Raw genomic sequence first — 17,749 nt, 5'->3', positions numbered from 1 at the left:
ATGGGTCAGCACCCCAAGGGCGATTTCGACCTCTCCCGGGCGGTTTGGCAGCGGGCAGAGGGCGACACCTCCGAGGGAGCGGTCGAGGTGGCATTCGTCGACGACCTGATCGGTATGCGCAACTCCGCCGAGCCGGACGGGCCCGTGCTGGTCTTCACCCAGGCCGAGTGGGACGCGTTCGTCGCCGGCGCCCAGGACGGCGAGTTCGACCTGGACTGAGCGCACCTCAGTCACCGTCGCCCCAGCCGAGGCCGCCCGGACCGGGCGCGTGGTGGAAGCCGGGGTGAGCGGCCACGTCGGCGCAGCGCTCGCCGTCGGGCCCGACCGCGTCGCAGAACAGCCGCTCGGCCCGGTGCCAGGCGTCCGCCGGGGACAGGGCCGCCGCGCCGAGCGCCAGCTCCGGGCGGAGCAGGCCGAGCGCTTCGGCGTACGCCACCGCCTGCTCCCGCGCGACGGCGGGATCGGTGGCGGCGAAGCCCAGGTGCACGGTGAAGTACCGCGGTGGGCGGGCCCCGGCGCGCCGGGGCCCGCCGATCAGCGGACCGTCGCGGCCGTCCCCGCGCAGCCCGGCCCACGCCTCGCGGTGCCGCCGTGCCGCGCTGTCGTCACGCATCAGTGCCCTCCCCCGTCGCCGGTGACCCTCGCCGGACACCACGCCGGCGGGCGCCGGACCGGTAGCCGCCGGTCCGCGTGCCTTGAGGGAACCAGCTTTTCCGCCGCCGGGGAGGGGCCAGCGTCCGCCCGACCGGCTGGCCCCTCCCGCGTGCGGCCCGAGCTGCTGAGATGAAGGGTTCGGCGGCGTCGCCCGGGGTAGGTAGGCAGCGCCGCCGAACCGCGTCAGGAGCAGCCGACATGAGCACCATGCCGAGCGACCGGAGCCCGGACAGCACGCTCGCCTTCATCCGGGAGGGCTACCGCTTCGTCGGCTCCCGCTGCGACCGCCTCGGCACGGACGTGTTCCAGACCCGGCTGCTGCTGGAGCCGACGATCTGCCTGCGCGGCCGGGAGGCCGCCGAGCTGTTCTACGACGAGGAGCGGTTCGTGCGGCGGGGCGCCATGCCGATGCGCGGGCAGCGCACGCTCACCGGTGTCGGCGGCGTGCAGGGCCTGGACGGGCAGGCGCACCGGGTCCGCAAGGCGATGTTCATGTCGATCATGACGTCGGCCGCGATCCGCCGCCTCGGGGAGATCTTCGACGAACAGTGGCAGGCCCGGATCCCGGTCTGGGCCCGCAACGGCCCGGTGGTGCTCTACGACGAGGTGGGCGAGATCCTGACCCGTACGGTCTGGGCCTGGGCCGGGGTGCCGCTGGCCGAGGCCGACGTGCCGCGCCGCACCGCCGAGATGCACGCGATGATCGAGGCGCCGGCCGCGCTGGGCCCCCGGCACTGGCTCGGCCGGCTCGGCCGCTACCGCGCGCAACGATGGGCCGGCGACCTGATCGAACGGGTACGCGCGGGCGCGGTGCCCGCCCCGGAGGGCAGCGCGCTGGCGGTCGTGGCCGGGCACCGGGACGAGCGGGGACTGCCGCTGCCCCGCCGGATCGCCGCCGTGGAACTGCTCAACGTGCTGCGCCCCACAGTCGCGGTGGACCGGTACGTGGTCTTCGCCGCGCTGGCCCTGCACGACCACCCGCACTGGCGGGACCGGCTGCCCGGCGACGACGCCGCGACCGAGCGGTTCGTGCAGGAGGTACGCCGCTACTACCCGTTCTTCCCGGTCACCGCGGCCCGGGTGCGCCGCTCGTTCCAGTGGCGGGGGTACACGTTCCCGCAGGGCCGGCGGGTGCTGCTCGACCTGTACGGCACCAATCACCACCCGGACATCTGGCCGGAGCCGGAGCAGTTCCGCCCCGAGCGCTTCACCGGCTGGCGCGACGACCCGTTCGGCCTGGTCCCGCAGGGCGGCGGCGACCACTTCACCGGCCACCGCTGCGCCGGCGAGTGGATCACCATCGAGCTGATGAAGCGGGCCGTGACTAACCTGACCGGCGCGATGGACTACCGCGTACCGCCGCAGGACCTGGCGCTCGACCTGGGCGCCATGCCGGCGTTGCCGCCCAGCGGGCTGGTGCTCGACGGCGTACGCCCGGTCGACGCGGTACGCCCGCTGCGCTGAACGGGCACGCTCCCTCCCCGGACGGTCGGGCGGCACGGGTACACCGACGATGCGCAGCGTGCCCGAAACGGTTTCAGCAGCCGCGTTCCGGGCAAGTCGCGTCACCCGGCACGAGGGGAGACGACATGACCCGACCGACCGCCGCGCCGCCGCGCGACGAGGGCGCCGCGTCCGCGCCGGTCCGGCTGCCGATGGCGTACGTCCTGCCGCTGCGCGCCCACGACGACGGCGGCCTGGACGAGCTGACCGCGTACCTGCGGGAGCTGAGCCGCTGGGTCGACGTGGTGGTGGTCGACGGATCGGCGCCGGAGCTGTTCGCCCGGCACGCCGCCGCGTGGGGCGGGCTGGTGCGGCACGTGCCGCCGGACCCGGCGCTGCGCGGACGCAACGGCAAGGTGCTCGGCGTGCTCACCGGCGTCGCGCTGGCCCGGCACGAGCACGTGGTGATCGCCGACGACGACATCCGGTACGACCTGCCGGCCCTGGCCGCCGTGCACCAGCTGCTGGACGGGGTCGACCTGGTCCGCCCGCAGAACCACTTCGACCCGCTGCCGTGGCACGCCTGGTGGGACACCGGCCGGACGCTGCTCGCCCGCGCGTTCGGCGGGGACTGGCCCGGCACCCTCGGGGTGCGGCGGGGCACGTTCCTGGCGATGGGCGGCTACGACCCGGACGTGCTCTTCGAGAACCTGGAGCTGGTCCGGACCGTGCGCGCGTACGGCGGCAGCACCGCCACCCCGGCGTGGCTGTACGTGCGGCGGCTCCCGCCCTCCGCGGCGCACTTCCTCGGGCAGCGCGTCCGCCAGGCGTACGACGAGACGGCCCGGCCGGCGTGGCTGCTCGCCGCGCTGGCGGTGCTGCCCGCGACGGCGGCCGCGCTCGCCACCCGCCGGCCCGGGCTGCTGCTGCGGGCCGGGCTGGCGGTTGTCGCGGTGGCGGAGCTGGGCCGGCGACGGGCCGGCGGCGCGGCGGTGTTCCCGGCGCACACCAGCCTGGCCGCGCCGCTCTGGGCGCTGGAACGCGGGCTGTGCGCGTGGCTGGCGGTGGGCCGGCGGCTGCGCGGCGGGGTGCCCTACGCGGGCGCCCGGCTGCGGACAGCGGCCAACTCCACACGTGCGCTGCGGCGGCGGACGACCCGGCACCGCCCGGACGAACTGGTGCTCTGGGTGCAAACCGGGTCGATGCCCGCTGAGGTGAAAGGAAGGGCCCCTTCTTATCGCGAGGCGATAAGAAGGGGCCCTTCCTAACCGAGAGCGCGGGCCTTCAGGAGGACCGCGCCTGCTCGGCGCTGTGCCGCACGTCCTGCGCGGCGGCGCGGCCGTCGTCCTTGACCGCGTACGCGGCGTCCTGCGCGGTGGCCTTCACCGACTCGGCGGCGTGCTGCGCGGGCTCGCGCAGCTCCTCCTTCAGCTCACCGGCGACCTCGCCCAGCTTCTCCTTGACCACGCCGCCGTGCTCGGCGGCCTTCTCCTTGACCTGCGCGGCGACCTGCTGCTCGCGGCGGGTGGCGGGGATCAGCGAGGAGACCAGCATGCCGACGCCGAAGGCGATCACGCCGGCGGCGATCGGGTTGCCCTCGGACTTGCGCCGCACCACCTGCGGCGCCCGGTGGGCGGCGTCGCTCACCGTGGCGGCGGCCGAGTGCGCCTTGTCGCCCACCGTGGACGCCATCGAGGAGGCGTGGTCGCCCACCGAGTGGGCGGCGTGGCCGGTGCCGTGGCCGAGGTCCGATGCGGTTCCCATCACCTTGTCCTTCACGTTCGTCAGCGCGCTACGCACGCGCTGCTTGCGGTCGTCGACGATGCGGCCCGGGCTGACCTTGTACGCCAGGGCGTCCACGTCCGAGCTGAGGTTGTTGCGGGTGGCTTCGATCTCGCGGCGGATCTGCTCGGGATCGGTGCTCATCGGGTGACTCCCTCCGGGTGCGGCTTGAGCGCGTCGGGGATGCGCTGCACGCTGTCGTTCGTCTGCTTCAGGCCGCGGATCCGCTCGGCGTTCTTCTTGCCCATCGAGTACAGGACCGCCGCGACAGCGGCCCAGACGACGGCCACGATCAGCGCGGCCAGCCCGGAGTCCATGACGTTGTCGAGGAACTGCCAGATCGCGATCGAGACGAAGAGCGCCACCATGTAGCCGCCGAAGCCGGCGCCGCCGAACAGGCCGGCGGCCTTGCCCGCCTTCTTGCCCTCCTGGCGGATCTCCGCCTTCGCCAGTTCGACCTCCTGCCGCATCAGCGTGGACAGGTCAGTGGTGACCTGGCGCATCAGGTCGCCGAGCGAGCTGCCGCGCACCTCGTCGGCGTGGGGCGGGGCGCCCGCCGCCTGATAGCCGGGGTCCTGCGTGGGTACGGTCATGCCGTCGCCTCCCTTCTGCCGGTGCGGCCGGTCACGGGCGGGGAGCGCCGGTGGACGGGACGCCCGGCAGCGGGTCGGTGCGCTCCGGCGGCGGCAGCGGCTGACCGGTGCCACCCGCCGGGTCGGCCCAGGTGTTCGGGGCGCCGCCGGTCGGGTAGGTCGCGCCCGGCGCGGAGTAGCCCGGGTCCGGCTCGGCGTAGCTGCCCGGCGTCGGGTCGAGGTAGCCGCCCGGCGGCACCTGGTCCGGCACCTCACGCGCGGTCGGGATGACGGCCGTGCGGTCCGGGTCGTACGCCGGCCGCGCGCCGCTGTTGTCGTCGCCGAGCGCGGTGATGTTGCGGGTGAGCCGCCCGGCGACCACGCCGAGCAGCGCGGCGCCGACGAGGAACGTGCCGGGGTTGCGGCGGGCGTAGTTCTTCACCTCGTTGAGCAGGTCGCCCGGCTCGCGCTGCTCCAGCCAGCCGGCCACGCCGTGCACCCGCTCGGCCGCCTGGTGTGCCAGCTCGGTGACCGGGCCGGAGCCGCCACCCTGCTGCGCCATGGTGCGCATCTCGTCGGCGAGCGACCGCAGGCCGCTGGCGGCGCGCTGCTGCTGCTGACCGGCCTGGGCGGTGACCTGGCTGCGGGTCTCGCCGTAGAGGTCGCGGGCCTGTCGCTTGGCCTCGCCCACCACCTCCCGACCCTGCTCCTTGGCGGTCTGCGCCACGGCGCCACCGGCGCTCGCGGCGTCGGAGCCCACCTGGCGGGCCTGGTCACGCACGCCGCCGCCGTTCGTCGACTGGTACGTGGCAGAAGTCGGGGAAAGATCCTGAGTCATGATGTCCCTTCCGCTCGTGTGTTTCCCAGCGGGTGTTCTCGGGGGGTACGCGGATTTGTTTCCGCATGACAATCGCCCTACCCCCGGTCGACCGGTCCATGCCTGATTCGTGATTTCTCTGCGGGAGCGACCCGCTCCGGTCAGAGAATGGAATGCCTGCCCGCCCGGGCGGCGGCGAGTCCACGGGGGTGACAGGGATGGCACGTGACGTGCGCGAACACGCGCCCGCCCGGCCTACGGTGCAGAAGGTCGCCCTCGCGGCGGCAGCCGTCTTCGCGCTGATCGGCGTACTCGGTTTCGTACCCGGCATCACCACGCACTACGGCGAGATGACGTTCGCCGGGCACCACTCCGAGGCGAAGCTGCTCGGGGTGTTCCAGGTGTCGGTGCTGCACAACCTGGTGCACCTGCTGTTCGGCCTGGTCGGTCTGGTCATGGCGCGGCGGCTGGCCGGGGCGCGGGTGTTCCTGGCCGGCGGCGGCGCGCTCTACCTGGTGCTGTGGCTGTACGGCTTCGCCATCGACCGGGATGCCTCGGCGAACTTCGTGCCGGTGAACGACGCCGACAACTGGCTGCACCTGTTCCTCGGTTTCGGCATGCTCGCGGCCGGCCTGCTGCTCAACAACAACCTCGGCACCGGCACCCGGGTGGAGGCCCCGTTCGACCGTCCCTGACCAGGCGCGACACGCCGGTGCGGGGTTTGTCCCGACCCGATGCCGGGCAGGAGGGCAGGCGCGAGCGGGTCGAGGAGGTCCGGCGATGCCACGGTGGTTGCGCGACAACATGCTCTCGGTCGCCATGCTCGGCGCGTTCCTGGTCTTCCTGCTGCTGCAGAGCGTCTTCGGCTGGCAGGTGCACAACGAGGAGCTGAGCCGGTACGGCATCGAGCCGCTGAGCTGGTGGGCCTATCTCGGCACCGGGCACTTCGCCGAGGCGGTGTTCGAGAACTGGGAGTCGGAGTTCCTCCAGATGGGCGGCTACGTGCTGCTCACCGCGTACCTGGTGCAGAAGGGCTCGGCCGAGTCGAAGCCGGAGGACCAGACGGACCGGCCGGAGGACAACCGGGACCACGCCCGCCCCGACTCGCCCTGGCCGGTACGGGTCGGCGGGCTGCCGCTCGTGGTCTACCGGAACAGCCTCGCCATCGCGCTTCTGATGATCTTCGGCGGCTCGTTCCTGGGGCATCTGTTCGGCGGCGTGGCCGCCTACAACCAGGAGCAGGCGCTGGAGAGCGGTGCCGCCCCGATCAGCGCCTGGCAGTTCCTCGGCACCAGCGACTTCTGGTTCCAGTCGATGCAGAACTGGCAGAGCGAGTTCCTCGCCGTCGGCGTGCTGATCCTGCTCAGCATCGTGCTGCGCCAGCACGCCAGCCCGGAGTCGAAGCCGGTCACCGCGCCGCACGCCCAGACCAGCGCCTGAGCGTCAGGCCGGCCGATCAGGCCGCCACCGGCAGCCGCTTGGCGAAGCAGACGCTGTACGGGTTGTCCACGTACTCGCCGTACACCGGGATCGGCTCGTAGCCGCTGGACCGGTAGAGCGAGATCGCGGCCGGCAGGTAGGTGCCCGTCTCCAGGCACACCGTGCGGTGCCCCGCCCGGAACGCCAGCTCCTCCAGCGCGACGAGCAACTGCCGGGCGATGCCCCGCCCCCGGAACGCCGGTCGCACGTACATCCGCTTCAGCTCACCGGTGTCGGCGTCGAGCGCCTGGAGCCCACCGCAGCCGACCGCCCGGCCGCCCACCACGGCGGCCAGGTAGTGGATGTCGGTGTGCACGACCGTCACCTGCCCGTCCAGCCCGCCGTCCGCGTCGCGCAGCTCACGCTGCTGGGCGACGACGAGCGCGGCGATCTCCGGGTCGGTGGCGGGACGGGACTCGATCAACATGCCCGTACGCTAGATCCGCCGGATTTCGCGCAGGTTTCCCGCCACCGTCCCGCAGACGGCTACTCGACGTCCGCTTCCGCCGCGGCCGCGGCCTCGATCTCGTCCTCCGGGCGGACCCGGCGGGCCTTGCGGGCCGCCAGCCGGTCGGACGCCGACGGACGGTTCGACTTCTCCTCCAGCCGCACGTCGGTGCCCCGGTTACCGGGTACGAAGTCGACACCGGCGTAGAGCGTTGGTTGCCAGTCGAACTCCCGTTCGCCGATGCGCACCAGGTCACCGGCCTGCGCGCCGGCCTTGGCGAGCTTCTCCTCGACGCCGAGGCGGGCCAGCCGGTCGGCCAGGTAACCCACCGCCTCGTCGTTGTCGAAGTTGGTCTGCTTCACCCAGCGCTCCGGCCGGCTGCCGCGCACCGTGTACGAGCCGTCCGGCTCGGCCTCGATGGTGAAGCCGGCGTCGTCGACCGCCTTCGGGCGGATCACGATCCGGGTCGGCTCGGCCGGCGGGGCGGCCCGACGGCCCTGCTCGACCAGCTCCGCCATCGCGTACGTCAGCTCGCGCAGGCCCTCGCGGGTGGCGGTGGAGACGTCGAAGACGCGCAGGCCACGGGCCTCCAGGTCGGGGCGGACGATGTCGGCGAGGTCCTTGCCGTCGGGCACGTCGACCTTGTTGAGCGCGACCAGCCGGGGCCGGTCGGCGAGCCCGCCGTACTGGGACAGCTCCGACTCGATGGCGTCGATGTCGGCGAGCGGGTCGCGGCCGGGCTCAAGCGTCGCGGTGTCGACCACGTGCACCAGCACGGCGCAGCGCTCGACGTGGCGGAGGAACTCCAGGCCCAGGCCCTTGCCGCTGGCCGCGCCCGGGATCAGGCCCGGCACGTCGGCGACGGTGAAGGTGTGGTTGTCCACCCGGACCACGCCCAGGTTCGGCACCAGCGTGGTGAACGGGTAGTCGGCGATCTTAGGCTTGGCCGCGGAGATCACCGAGATCAGCGACGACTTGCCGGCCGACGGGAAGCCGACCAGGCCCACGTCGGCGACGCTCTTGAGCTCCAGCACCACGTCCAGCCGGTCGCCGGGCTCACCCAGCTCGGCGAAGCCGGGCGCCTTGCGGCGGGCGTTCGCCAGCGAGGCGTTGCCGCGTCCGCCCCGGCCGCCCCGGGCCGCCTCGAACGTGGTGCCCACGCCGACCATGTCGGCCAGGACCTCGCCGTCGAGGCTCTGCACCACGGTGCCGTTGGGCACCTTGATGACCAGGTCGCGGCCGTTCGCGCCGTCCCGGTTCGAGCCGGCCCCGCCCTTGCCGTTCTCGGCCTTCAGGTGGGGCCGGAAGTGGAAGTCGAGCAGCGTGGTGACCTGCGCGTCGACCACCAGGGACACGCTGCCGCCGTGGCCGCCGTTGCCGCCGTCCGGCCCGCCGAACGGCTTGAACTTCTCCCGGTGGATCGAGACACAGCCGTGCCCGCCGTCGCCGGCCTGCATGTGCAGGACGACCCGGTCAACGAACGTCGTCACGACGCCAATCCTTCCAGCGGGGTCCGCCCCGCGCGTGAAAAGGCGAAGCGGGCCGGGACCAGAGGTCCGCGGCCCGCTTGGCCAGAAAACTACTGCTGCGGCACGATGCTGACGGTCTTGCGACCGCGCTTGGTGCCGAACTGAACCGAGCCGGCGGCCAGCGCGAACAGCGTGTCGTCGCCGCCACGGCCGACCAGGTCACCGGGGTGGAACTTGGTGCCACGCTGACGGATGAGGATCTCACCCGCGCTGACGACCTGACCACCGAAGCGCTTCACGCCGAGCCGCTGGGCCGCGGAGTCACGGCCGTTACGCGAGCTGGACGCACCCTTTTTGTGAGCCATTGGAGGACGACCTACTTCCCGCTGGAGATGCCGGTCACCTTGACCTGGGTCAGCGGCTGGCGGTGACCCTGGCGCTTGTGGTAGCCGGTCTTGTTCTTGAACTTGTGGATCCGGATCTTCGGGCCCTTGGTGTGCGCGGCGATCTCGCCGGACACCGCGACCTTGGCGAGCTTCGCCGCGTCGGTCACCAGGTCGTCACCGTCGACGAGGAGCACCGCGGTGAGCTTCACCGCGTCGCCGGGGGCACCGGCGAGCTTCTCGACCTCGATCACGTCGCCCTCGGCGACCTTGTACTGCTTGCCGCCGGTCTTGACGATCGCGTACATCGGAGGCGGACTCCCTGTCGTTGAGGCTGCTGGCGTCTGTTCCACCGCTGCCGGTTGTCACACCGTCGGCGGTCGTTCCCACGGCGTCTCGCCGGGAGCCGTGACACCGGCGGCGCGGGCACGCGGGAACTCGGCACACCAAAGTGCGCCGCAGGCAAGCCTACGCCATACCCGGCCCGCTCCCCAAACCGGGCTGCCGGTAGGCGGCTCTTCCGCGCGGCCCACCGGCACGACAGGGCCCCCGCGCCACACGCCAGGCGTGGATCGGGGGCCCTGTTCGCGCAGGTCAGTGCCCTACGGCCGGGTACGCCGCCGGGCGCCGCCACGGCGGGTCCGCCGGCGCGGGGCGCCGCTGTCGTCGTCGCTGTCGCCGTCACCGATCGCGTCCGGGTCGTCGGCGGCGGCCAGCCGGGCCGAGTCGCCCTCCTGGCTGTCCGCGACCGCCGGGGCGGCGGGCGTGTCCGTCTCGAACCGGGACAGGTCGTAGCCCTGGGTGTCGTAGTAGTCGTCGTCGGTCTCGACCACCTCGGCGACGGTCCGCTCCGGCGGCGCGACCGCAGCGGGCGGCTCGGTGGCGGCCTGCGGCTGCGCGGCCGGTTGCTCCGGTACGGCCTCCACGGCCGGCTTCTCCGCGGCGGCCTTGCGGCCCCGGCGTCGGCCGCTCTTCTCCTCGGCCGGCGCGGCGACCGCCGAGGCGACCGCCTTGACCTTCTCGCCCGCGCCGCCGCGCGGCTTCTCCGGCACCGGCTCGGTGTGAATGATCACGCCCCGGCCCTTGCAGCACTCGCAGGTCTCGCTGAACGCCTCCAGCAGGCCCGCGCCGATGCGCTTACGGGTCATCTGCACCAGGCCGAGCGAGGTGATCTCGGTGACCTGGTGCTTGGTGCGGTCCCGGCCCAGGCACTCGGTGAGCCGGCGCAGCACCAGCTCCCGGTTCGACTCCAGCACCATGTCGATGAAGTCGATCACCACGATGCCGCCGAGGTCGCGCAGCCGCAGCTGACGCACGATCTCCTCGGCCGCCTCCAGGTTGTTGCGGGTGACCGTCTCCTCCAGGTTGCCGCCGGAGCCGGTGTACTTGCCGGTGTTGACGTCGATGACGGTCATCGCCTCGGTGCGGTCGATCACCAGCGAGCCGCCGGAGGGGAGGAAGACCTTCCGGTCCAGCCCCTTGAGGATCTGCTCGTCGATCCGGTACTCGGCGAACACGTCCGCCACCCCGGCGTGCCGGCGCAGCCGCGCCACCAGGTCCGGCGAGACGTGCGACAGGTACGACTCGACCAGGTCGTACGCGGACTCGCCCTCGATGACCAGCTCGCGGAAGTCCTCGTTGAAGAGGTCCCGGACCACGCGGATGACCAGGTCCGGCTCCTCGTAGAGCAGCACCGGGGCACCGCCCTCGGTCGCCTTGGCCTGGATGTCCTCCCACTGCGCCTGCAGCCGCTTGACGTCACGCGCCAGCTCGTCCTCGCTGGCGCCCTCGGCCGCGGTCCGGACGATCACCCCGGCGCCGTCCGGCACCAGCTTCTTCAGCGCGTCCCGCAGCCGCTTGCGCTCGGTGTCGGGCAGCTTGCGGCTGATGCCGGAGGCGTTGCCGTTCGGCACGTAGACCAGGTGCCGGCCGGAGAGCGCGATGTGACTGGTCAGCCGCGCGCCCTTGTGCCCGATCGGGTCCTTTGTCACCTGCACGAGCACCGAGTCGCCGGAGCGCAGCGCCTGCTCGATCGAGCGCGCCCGGCCCTCCAGGCCGGTGGCGTCCCAGTTGACCTCGCCGGCGTACAGCACCGCGTTGCGCCCGCGCCCGATGTCGACGAAGGCGGCCTCCATGCTCGGCAGCACGTTCTGGACCTTGCCCAGGTAGACGTTGCCGGCCATGGTGGCGGACGAGTTGCGGGTCACGTAGTGCTCGACCAGCACGCCGTCCTCGAGCACGGCGATCTGGGTGCGGTCGCCGCGCTGGCGGACCACCATCACCCGGTCGACCGCCTCACGGCGGGCCAGGAACTCCGACTCGCTCAGGATCGGCGGCCGGGTACGCCGCTGCTCGCGGCCGTCCCGGCGGCGCTGCCGCTTGGCCTCCAGCCGGGTCGAGCCGGAGACGCCCTGCACCTCGTCGACCGGCTTGCGCGGCTCACGGATCTTGACGACGGTGGGCACGCCGTCCTCGGCGGCGGTGTCCGCCTCCCCCGCGCCGCGGCGGCGACGGCGGCGACGGCGGCGGGTCATCCCCTCGCCGTCGGGCTCCTCGTCCTCGGCGGACTCCTCGGTCTCGTCCTCGGCGGTCTCGGCCGCGGCGGGCTCCTCGACGTCCTCGTCGTCGGCCTCGTCGGCGCCACCCTTGCCCCGGCCCCGGCCCCGGCGACCCCGGCGACGACGCCGCCGGCCGGCCGCCGTCTCGTCGTCCTCGTCGATCTCGGCGGACTCCTCGGCCTCGGCGGCCGGCTCCTCCTCGACGACCTCCGGCTCGGCCTCGGCCTCGGCCGGCTCGACCTCCCGGCGGGCGCGACGGCGGCGCCGGCCGGTCTCGACCGCTTCCTCGATCGGCTCCTCCGCCGCCGGGTACGTGACCTGGACGGCGGGCGCCTCGTCGGGCTGCGGCGCCATGAACAGGACGGTCGGCGCGGAGAGCGCGGCACGACGCCGCCGGGTGGTGGGCGGCGTCGGCTCGGCCGGCTCCTCGTCCACGCGCGGCACGGCGGCGCCCGTCGACACGACGCCCGTCGCGTCCGCGGGGCCGCCGCTGCGGGCCAGGTCGACCTCGTGGGTACGCGCACCCGCGGCGCTCGCGTCCTCGACGGTCCCGGCCTCGGCGTCCTCGTCCTCGACGTCCTCGCCGATGCCGGCGATCGCCTTGTCACCGACGGTGGCCCCGCTCCCGCCGGTGGTGGCAGCATCCCCGGTGGCGGTGGTCCGGTCGCCGGTGGCGGCCTTGTCGCCGGTGGCGGTGGCCGTGTCCCCGGAGGCGGCCTTGTCGGCGGTGGCGGCGCGGCGGCGGGTGCGGGACCGCCCGGCGGTAACCGTGCTCTCCGCGACGCCGGCCTGGCCCGGCGCGGTGGCCTCGGCACCGTCGATGTCGGCGCGGCCCTCGGCGATCAGGTCACCCCCGGGCGCGGAGACCGGCCCGTCGATCACCCCGTCCGTGGCCGTCTGCCCGCCGGCGGCGGTCTCGTCCGGCGCGACGGTCTCGGCAGCCGGCGGCGTGGCCTTGCGACGACGGGTCCGGGTCACCTTGACCGGCGGCACGACCTCCTCCGAGGCGGCCTCCACACCTGCCGCGGCCACCGGTTCCTCGACCGCCTTCGCCGGGGTCGCCTTACGACGCCGCCGGGTGGTCTTGGGCGCGGTGTCCAGCTCTCCGGCGATCGGTGCGAGCACCTCGGCCTGCGGCGACTCGCCGCTGCCGGTCGCCGCGGTGGACGCCTCGACCGGCGCGTCGGTCTGCTCCGGCTGGTTCAGCGGGGCGGCCTTGCGACGGCTGGCCCGCTTACGGGCCGGCGGCTTGGTCTCGGCGACGCCCTCCAGGGCGGCGACGCCTTCAGCGGTGGCGCCTTCCGCACTGGCGACGCCCTGGGCGGTGCCGTCGTCGGCGCTGCCGGAGGCGGCACCCTGGGCGCCGGCGGAGGCCGCGCTCGCGGCGCTGCCGGAGGCGGTGGCGGCGTTGTCGGCGGGCGTCCCGGTCGGCTCTGCGCCGGTCCGTTCGCCGCCCTCGGGCTCGTTCTCGAGCATGGACGCTCTCCAGTTCTGGCTGCCCCGGGCGCGGGTGAGCGCTGCCACGCAGGGTTGCCGCAAAGGTGTTTCCGCCGGGCGCGCAAACGCGCGACCGCCGAAGTCTGCCTGCCAGAGCGTTGACCGACGGTCAGCGCTCTCCGATGGTTGCCCCGTCGCGATCCGCTTCCAACGGATCGACGATCTCGCCCTGCGCGGTCAGCGTGCCCTGCGCCAGCCGGATCACCTTCGGGGTGACCGGCGGCTCCAGGGCGGCCACCGCGCGGAGGCCGGACAGGACGTCATCGGGCCGAACGGACGGGGTGACCTGCCGCACGACCAGTTCGAGTATCGCACACGGTACGGCCGCCGCTTCGGAAGGCGTCTCAGACGGAGACACCACATCGATGGACACCACTGCCGCACGGGCGTCGAACGTACGCCGCCCCTGCTTGGTCATCCGCTCGACCAGGACCTCCTCGGCGGCGGTGAAGGCCGCCACGGCCCCCGCCAGCACCTTCGGGTCGACCTCGGGCAGCTCGATCCGCCAGTACGACGCCTCGATCCGGTCGGCGAGGCTGCCGCCGGTGGCCTCCACCGCGTCGAGCACGTCGAGTCCGGGCGAGAGCGCGGCGTCGAGAGCCTCGCGCAGCCGCGCCGGGTCGACCGGCTCACGCAGCCCGATCTCCAGGTACTCCGCCTCGCTGGCCACACCTGTGGGCGCCGCCGAGGCGTACGAGATCTTGGGGTGTGGGGTGAAGCCCTGGGAGAAGGCGATCGGCACGCCGGCCCGGCGCAGCGCGCGCTCGAAGGCCCGGGCGAAGTCCCGGTGCGAGGTGAAACGCAGCGGTCCCCGCTTGGCGTACCGGATACGGACCCGCTGGACGACGGGGGCCTGGCCGCCCTCGGGTTGAGGCTTTCTGGCGATCGTGAGCTCCTCGGCTGTGCCTGCGTATCGGTCCCATCCTGGCGCAGCACCCACGGTGCCCCACACCCGGGGCCACCCCACCCACCCCAAACCGCCCCAAACCCCCGCCCGCTCCTCTGCTCCGGCGGCCCGCTCCCGCCGTGATCAAGGAGTTCACGTCCAGCTCCCACGCCCCCGAGACCCCAAACCCCTTGATCACCCCACCCGGCCTGCCGGGTCGGGCCGACAAGGGCCGGCGATCATGAAGTTGGCGGCGGAATTGGAGATCGACATCGCCGCCAACCTCATGATCGACGGGGTGGGCCGGAGGGCCGGGAGAGGTTGGGCGGGGTCAGGAGCGGTTGTCGTGGGGCGGGGTGGGCTGGGCCGGGGGTGGGTAGGCGCCGGGGCCGGGCTGGGGGTGGGTGCCCTTGGGCGGGTATCCGTCCGGCTGGGACGGGGCGCCAGGGTGCGGTGCGGTGCCCGGGCGGGCGTAGGCGCCGGGCGACGAAGGGCCGCCGGGTGGGCCGTTGCCGGGCGGCGGGCCGTAGCCGGCGGGGTGGCCGGCCGGGACCGGCGGGCCCTGGTCGGGCATCCGGTCGAGCGCCTCGTCCGGGATGTCGGCGGCGCGCGCCAGCTCGCGCCGGTGCCGGCGGCGGTTCCAGATCAGGAACACCACGAGCGCCAACAGCACCACCAGCGCCACGGCGATGCCGATGCCGACCACCATGACCTGCTGGTCGGTGGGGCCGCCCCGGTCGCCGTAGTCGGTCACGTCGAAGTCTTCGTCCTCGGCCGCGGCCGGTGGCGCGGACGCGCTGGCCGGAGCGGCGCCGAGCAGCGGGTTCGCCGACACCGACGGCACGTCGGCGGTGAGCGCCGCCACCGGGTCGATCCGGCCGAAGCCGAACTGCGGGTCGCGGCCGGGCGGGCCGGCGTCCCGGGCGGTACGGATGATCCGGTTGATCACGTCGGGTGCGGAGAGCCGGGGGAACTTCGACCTGATCAGCGCCGCCACACCGGCGACGATGGCCGTGGAGTCGGACGTGCCGTCGCCCCAGCCGTACCCCCGGTCGGGTCCGATGTTGTAGACCTCGTCCCCCGGAGCGGCGACCACCGCCTCCGGGCCCTGGGCCGAGCCGGGCCAGAAGCCGCCGCCCCGGGTCGTGCCGGTCACCGCGATCACGCCGGGGATCTTCGCGGGTGAGGCGATGTCCGGGCCGAGCTTGCGGACGTTGCCGGCGGCGGCCACCACGACCACGTCGCGTTCCAGCGCGTACCGGATCGCCGCCTCTTCGCCCTCGTCGACGGCGCCGGCGTGCCCGTAGGACAGGTTGAGCACCCTCGCGCCGCCGTCCACCGCCATCCGGATGCCGGTCGCGGAGTTGCCCGCGTCGGCGCCCTTGTCGCCGGACGGCGTGCGGATGGGCAGGATCCGGGCGTCCGGCGCGACGCCGACCACCCCGGTCCCGTTCGCCGCGATGATCCCGGCCATGTGGGTGCCGTGGCCGTCCGGGTCGCGCCGGCCGTCGCCGGAGTCGAACGTGCTGCGCCCGGCCAGGAGCCGGCCGCGCAGATCCGGGTGGCCGGCGTCGGCGCCGCTGTCGACCACTCCGACCACGACACCACGCCCGGTGGAGATCTGGTGTGCCCGGTCGATCCGCAGCTCGTCGAGGTACCACTGCTCGGCCCGGCGGGGAGCGCCGACGGCGGGCTGCGCGGCCCCCAGCACCATCAGCCCGGCCGCCAGCGCGGCCACCACCGGCCGGAACGCGCCGACGTGCACCGTCATCCGTCCGTCCTCATCGCAGGATGCCCGGGGACGCACCGTCACCGGCGCCCCACGGATCGTCGTCCTCAGTCAACCACGACGAGTGGTCGCCACCGCCGCCGCCATGCCCGGCGCCGCCGTGGCCGCCCATCATCCCGCCGCCCATCATGCCCGCGCCGGCCAGGCCACCACGCGCGCCGGCCGCGCCCGCGCCTCCCGGCCCCGCGCCCGCCGCCGCCCGCAGCGCGCCGGCCGCGCTGGTCAGCGGGGGCACCTTGCCGTTGCCGCCGCCGACCATGCCGGGCAGCGCACCCACGCCCATGCCACCGGCCGCGCCGAGGCCACCGCCGCCGATGCCGCCCGCCGAACCCAGCCCGGCACCACCGCCACCGCCACCGAAGCCGGCGCCGGTGCTCAGTCCGGCGCCGCCACCGCCGAGGGTGCTGCCCGGACCGCCCGGGGTGATCGTGCCCGGCCCACCCGCGCCGGCCAGGCCGGTGCCGTATTCGGGACTGCCGGAACCCGGGGCGCCGGCGCCGGGCAGGCCGGTGCCGGGCGGGGTGTACGAGCCGCCGCCGGGGCCGCTGCCACCGAACTCGGGCACGCCGGTGGTCGGCGGGGGCGTGAACGAGCCGCCACCGCCGACACCGCCACCGCCGCCGCCGATGCCGGTGCTGCCCAGCGAGGGCATCCCGCCGCCGCCACCACCGGCACCGCCGCCACCGCCGCCGCCGGGCAGCCCACCGCCGGGCACTCCCGACGGGGGTACGCGGGGATCCGCGCGGTAGCCGTCGTCGAGCCGCCCGTCGGGCTGGGGTACGACCAGCTTGGGACGCTCGGCCTCGACCGCGGCCGGCAGCGGCGACATCGCCTTGTTGGCCGCCTGCTGGTTGTCGCGGTACCAGTTGTCCAGGTGGGACTTGGTGTCCCACCAGCCGCCGCGCTTCTGGTCGTTGGCGTTGCCGTCGATCTTCATGGTGGCTTCGAGGTCGTCGGCCTTGTCGCGGAACGCGCCGTCGGCGTAGAGCGCCTGGTTGGACTGGTAGTCGCTGCGCAGGGCGGCGAGGAAGCCGGACTGGCTCTCGCCGTCGCGCGCGTCGTCCAGCTCGGTGCCGCCGGGCAGGCTCCACTCGTTCCAGCCGAAGTTGTCCATCAGCGGGATCGGGATGCTCGCCACCGCCGTACGGATGTCGCCCTCGATCCGCGACAGCGCGCCACTGACGTTGCTGGCGTGCGTAATGAGCTCCTCGATCTCTTTGCCGATCTCGCCCAGGTGCTCGCGGTACGCGTCGCCGCCGCTGCCCTGCCAGCCGGCGAGCAGCCCGGGGAGACCGCCGGTGTGCGGGCGCTCCTGGCCGGGCGCGATCGGGCCGACGAACGAGCGGCCGACCAGCGAGTCACGCAGATGGCCGAGCGCGGTGGACAGGTTGCGCCAGCCCGCGCCGACCGAACCCACGGTCTCCGGATCCGCCGAGAGCGTCACCTCACGGACGCAGCGCTCCCAGGTGCCTCCTGCCATGACCGTCTCCCCCTCAGGCCGTGTACGGGTAGGTGGGCTGCTGCCCGGCGTCCGGCGGCGGGGCCGCGGTCTCCAGCAGCCGCTCGATGTCCTTGCCGTTCGCGGCGTTGCGGGCCTCGGCGTCGCGGAACGCCTTGGCGATGTCCTGCGTGCCCTGCTTCAGGCCGGCCAGCTTCATGGAGATGGCCTTGAGGTGGGCCTCCATGCTGGCCGTGGACCTGGTCAGCGCCGCCCACTGCATCCGGGCGTCCTCGTACGCGCCGAACGGGGTGCCGTTGGGCACCGTCTGCGCGTTGCCGCTGTCGCCCTTCATCCGCTCCTTGATGCGTTCCATCTCGTAGCCGATGGTGTCGTCGACGTACTGCTTGAGGCGCTCGACGTACTCCGCCGCGGCGTCCAGGTCCTCGACGCTGACGTGCAGATCGCCGGTATCCGGCGGATTGATGCCCATGCCTGCTGTCCTCCCCGCTACCGGCCCTGGCCGGTCCATTA

The 17,749-nt window shown here is 74.0% G+C and carries 18 protein-coding genes; 5 read left to right on the top strand and 13 right to left on the bottom strand.

The genetic code is table 11. The features are described from left to right. A complete protein-coding gene (locus tag O7542_RS02045; RefSeq protein ID WP_013287999.1) occupies positions 1 to 219 on the top strand; it encodes a DUF397 domain-containing protein in 219 nt (72 codons plus the stop codon). Positions 220 to 226: 7 nt separating this feature from the next. Here O7542_RS02045 and O7542_RS02040 read toward each other — a convergent pair whose 3' ends face one another. Beyond that, positions 227 to 613, bottom strand: a complete 387-nt coding sequence (locus tag O7542_RS02040; protein WP_210887427.1) for a hypothetical protein — start codon at positions 611 to 613, stop codon at positions 227 to 229. 239 nt (positions 614 to 852) lie between these two features. Here O7542_RS02040 and O7542_RS02035 point away from each other — a divergent pair, with 239 nt between their 5' ends. Together O7542_RS02035 and O7542_RS02030 are read left to right on the top strand one after the other, a co-directional pair. Then, a complete protein-coding gene (locus tag O7542_RS02035; RefSeq protein ID WP_281605606.1) occupies positions 853 to 2,118 on the top strand; it encodes a cytochrome P450 in 1,266 nt (421 codons plus the stop codon). A 125-nt stretch (positions 2,119 to 2,243) separates the two neighbouring features. Beyond that, complete coding sequence (locus O7542_RS02030; protein ID WP_281605605.1) at positions 2,244 to 3,365, top strand: glycosyltransferase family 2 protein; 1,122 nt, start codon at positions 2,244 to 2,246, stop codon at positions 3,363 to 3,365. A gap of 16 nt (positions 3,366 to 3,381) precedes the next feature. Here O7542_RS02030 and O7542_RS02025 read toward each other — a convergent pair whose 3' ends face one another. From O7542_RS02025 to O7542_RS02015, 3 genes are read right to left on the bottom strand one after another with little or no spacing between them, the layout of a single operon-like run. Continuing rightward, positions 3,382 to 4,023 carry a DUF3618 domain-containing protein gene (locus tag O7542_RS02025; RefSeq protein WP_043328975.1) on the bottom strand — a complete coding sequence of 214 codons (642 nt, stop codon included), beginning with the start codon at positions 4,021 to 4,023 and terminating at the stop codon, positions 3,382 to 3,384. Continuing rightward, a complete protein-coding gene (locus O7542_RS02020) occupies positions 4,020 to 4,472 on the bottom strand; it encodes a phage holin family protein (protein WP_210871270.1) in 453 nt (150 codons plus the stop codon). Before O7542_RS02020 ends, O7542_RS02025 begins: the two co-directional genes overlap by 4 nt. A 31-nt stretch (positions 4,473 to 4,503) precedes the next feature. After that, positions 4,504 to 5,289 (bottom strand): hypothetical protein, encoded by a 786-nt coding sequence (locus O7542_RS02015; protein WP_064448719.1) that lies wholly within the window; start codon positions 5,287 to 5,289, stop codon positions 4,504 to 4,506. 209 nt (positions 5,290 to 5,498) lie between these two features. On the opposite strand from O7542_RS02015, the gene O7542_RS02010 reads away from it, so the two are divergent. Continuing rightward, positions 5,499 to 5,963, top strand: coding sequence for a DUF4383 domain-containing protein (locus O7542_RS02010; protein ID WP_197494991.1), 465 nt, complete (start codon positions 5,499 to 5,501; stop codon positions 5,961 to 5,963). An 85-nt stretch (positions 5,964 to 6,048) separates the two neighbouring features. Then, positions 6,049 to 6,708: a DUF6766 family protein gene (locus tag O7542_RS02005; RefSeq protein WP_043328972.1), complete on the top strand. Its 660-nt coding sequence runs from the start codon at positions 6,049 to 6,051 to the stop codon at positions 6,706 to 6,708. A 16-nt stretch (positions 6,709 to 6,724) separates the two neighbouring features. Here O7542_RS02005 and O7542_RS02000 read toward each other — a convergent pair whose 3' ends face one another. The 9 genes from O7542_RS02000 to O7542_RS01960 form a co-directional block, all read right to left on the bottom strand. Next, entirely contained in the window at positions 6,725 to 7,174 is a 450-nt protein-coding gene (locus tag O7542_RS02000) for a GNAT family N-acetyltransferase (protein ID WP_064448720.1), read from the bottom strand. 59 nt (positions 7,175 to 7,233) lie between these two features. Continuing rightward, positions 7,234 to 8,685, bottom strand: coding sequence for a GTPase ObgE (gene obgE, locus O7542_RS01995; RefSeq protein WP_043328970.1), 1,452 nt, complete (start codon positions 8,683 to 8,685; stop codon positions 7,234 to 7,236). A gap of 89 nt (positions 8,686 to 8,774) precedes the next feature. Next, complete coding sequence (gene rpmA, locus O7542_RS01990; RefSeq protein ID WP_013288010.1) at positions 8,775 to 9,029, bottom strand: 50S ribosomal protein L27; 255 nt, start codon at positions 9,027 to 9,029, stop codon at positions 8,775 to 8,777. 11 nt (positions 9,030 to 9,040) lie between these two features. Next, entirely contained in the window at positions 9,041 to 9,355 is a 315-nt protein-coding gene (rplU, locus tag O7542_RS01985; RefSeq protein WP_018787289.1) for a 50S ribosomal protein L21, read from the bottom strand. 294 nt (positions 9,356 to 9,649) lie between these two features. Then, positions 9,650 to 13,081 (bottom strand): ribonuclease E/G, encoded by a 3,432-nt coding sequence (locus tag O7542_RS01980; protein ID WP_281605604.1) that lies wholly within the window; start codon positions 13,079 to 13,081, stop codon positions 9,650 to 9,652. A 130-nt stretch (positions 13,082 to 13,211) separates the two neighbouring features. Next, positions 13,212 to 13,931: a TIGR03936 family radical SAM-associated protein gene (locus tag O7542_RS01975; RefSeq protein WP_083296969.1), complete on the bottom strand. Its 720-nt coding sequence runs from the start codon at positions 13,929 to 13,931 to the stop codon at positions 13,212 to 13,214. 388 nt (positions 13,932 to 14,319) lie between these two features. Then, entirely contained in the window at positions 14,320 to 15,759 is a 1,440-nt protein-coding gene (gene mycP / locus O7542_RS01970) for a type VII secretion-associated serine protease mycosin (protein WP_281605603.1), read from the bottom strand. Positions 15,760 to 15,769: 10 nt separating this feature from the next. Next, positions 15,770 to 17,257 (bottom strand): hypothetical protein, encoded by a 1,488-nt coding sequence (locus tag O7542_RS01965; protein ID WP_281605602.1) that lies wholly within the window; start codon positions 17,255 to 17,257, stop codon positions 15,770 to 15,772. Between the two features lie 13 nt (positions 17,258 to 17,270). Further along, positions 17,271 to 17,708, bottom strand: a complete 438-nt coding sequence (locus tag O7542_RS01960; RefSeq protein ID WP_030503083.1) for a hypothetical protein — start codon at positions 17,706 to 17,708, stop codon at positions 17,271 to 17,273. Between the last annotated feature and the right edge of the window lie 41 nt (positions 17,709 to 17,749).

The sequence above is a fragment of the Micromonospora sp. WMMC264 genome, assembly GCF_027497275.1.
GTDB lineage: Bacteria > Actinomycetota > Actinomycetes > Mycobacteriales > Micromonosporaceae > Micromonospora > Micromonospora chalcea.
The sequence above is the reverse complement of the archived record's forward strand: the minus strand, read 5'-3'. Positions and strand labels throughout refer to the sequence as shown.

Bases quoted from the DNA above. Each gene is read 5' to 3' on its own strand.
- O7542_RS02045 (WP_013287999.1), top strand. From the start codon at position 1: ATGGGTCAGCACCCCAAGGGCGATTTCGACCTCTCCCGGGCGGTTTGG.
- O7542_RS02040 (WP_210887427.1), bottom strand. From the start codon at position 613: ATGCGTGACGACAGCGCGGCACGGCGGCACCGCGAGGCGTGGGCCGGG.
- O7542_RS02035 (WP_281605606.1), top strand. From the start codon at position 853: ATGAGCACCATGCCGAGCGACCGGAGCCCGGACAGCACGCTCGCCTTC.
- O7542_RS02030 (WP_281605605.1), top strand. From the start codon at position 2,244: ATGACCCGACCGACCGCCGCGCCGCCGCGCGACGAGGGCGCCGCGTCC.
- O7542_RS02025 (WP_043328975.1), bottom strand. From the start codon at position 4,023: ATGAGCACCGATCCCGAGCAGATCCGCCGCGAGATCGAAGCCACCCGC.
- O7542_RS02020 (WP_210871270.1), bottom strand. From the start codon at position 4,472: ATGACCGTACCCACGCAGGACCCCGGCTATCAGGCGGCGGGCGCCCCG.
- O7542_RS02015 (WP_064448719.1), bottom strand. From the start codon at position 5,289: ATGACTCAGGATCTTTCCCCGACTTCTGCCACGTACCAGTCGACGAAC.
- O7542_RS02005 (WP_043328972.1), top strand. From the start codon at position 6,049: ATGCCACGGTGGTTGCGCGACAACATGCTCTCGGTCGCCATGCTCGGC.
- O7542_RS02000 (WP_064448720.1), bottom strand. From the start codon at position 7,174: ATGTTGATCGAGTCCCGTCCCGCCACCGACCCGGAGATCGCCGCGCTC.
- rpmA (WP_013288010.1), bottom strand. From the start codon at position 9,029: ATGGCTCACAAAAAGGGTGCGTCCAGCTCGCGTAACGGCCGTGACTCC.
- rplU (WP_018787289.1), bottom strand. From the start codon at position 9,355: ATGTACGCGATCGTCAAGACCGGCGGCAAGCAGTACAAGGTCGCCGAG.
- O7542_RS01980 (WP_281605604.1), bottom strand. From the start codon at position 13,081: ATGCTCGAGAACGAGCCCGAGGGCGGCGAACGGACCGGCGCAGAGCCG.
- mycP (WP_281605603.1), bottom strand. From the start codon at position 15,759: ATGACGGTGCACGTCGGCGCGTTCCGGCCGGTGGTGGCCGCGCTGGCG.
- O7542_RS01965 (WP_281605602.1), bottom strand. From the start codon at position 17,257: ATGGCAGGAGGCACCTGGGAGCGCTGCGTCCGTGAGGTGACGCTCTCG.
- O7542_RS01960 (WP_030503083.1), bottom strand. From the start codon at position 17,708: ATGGGCATCAATCCGCCGGATACCGGCGATCTGCACGTCAGCGTCGAG.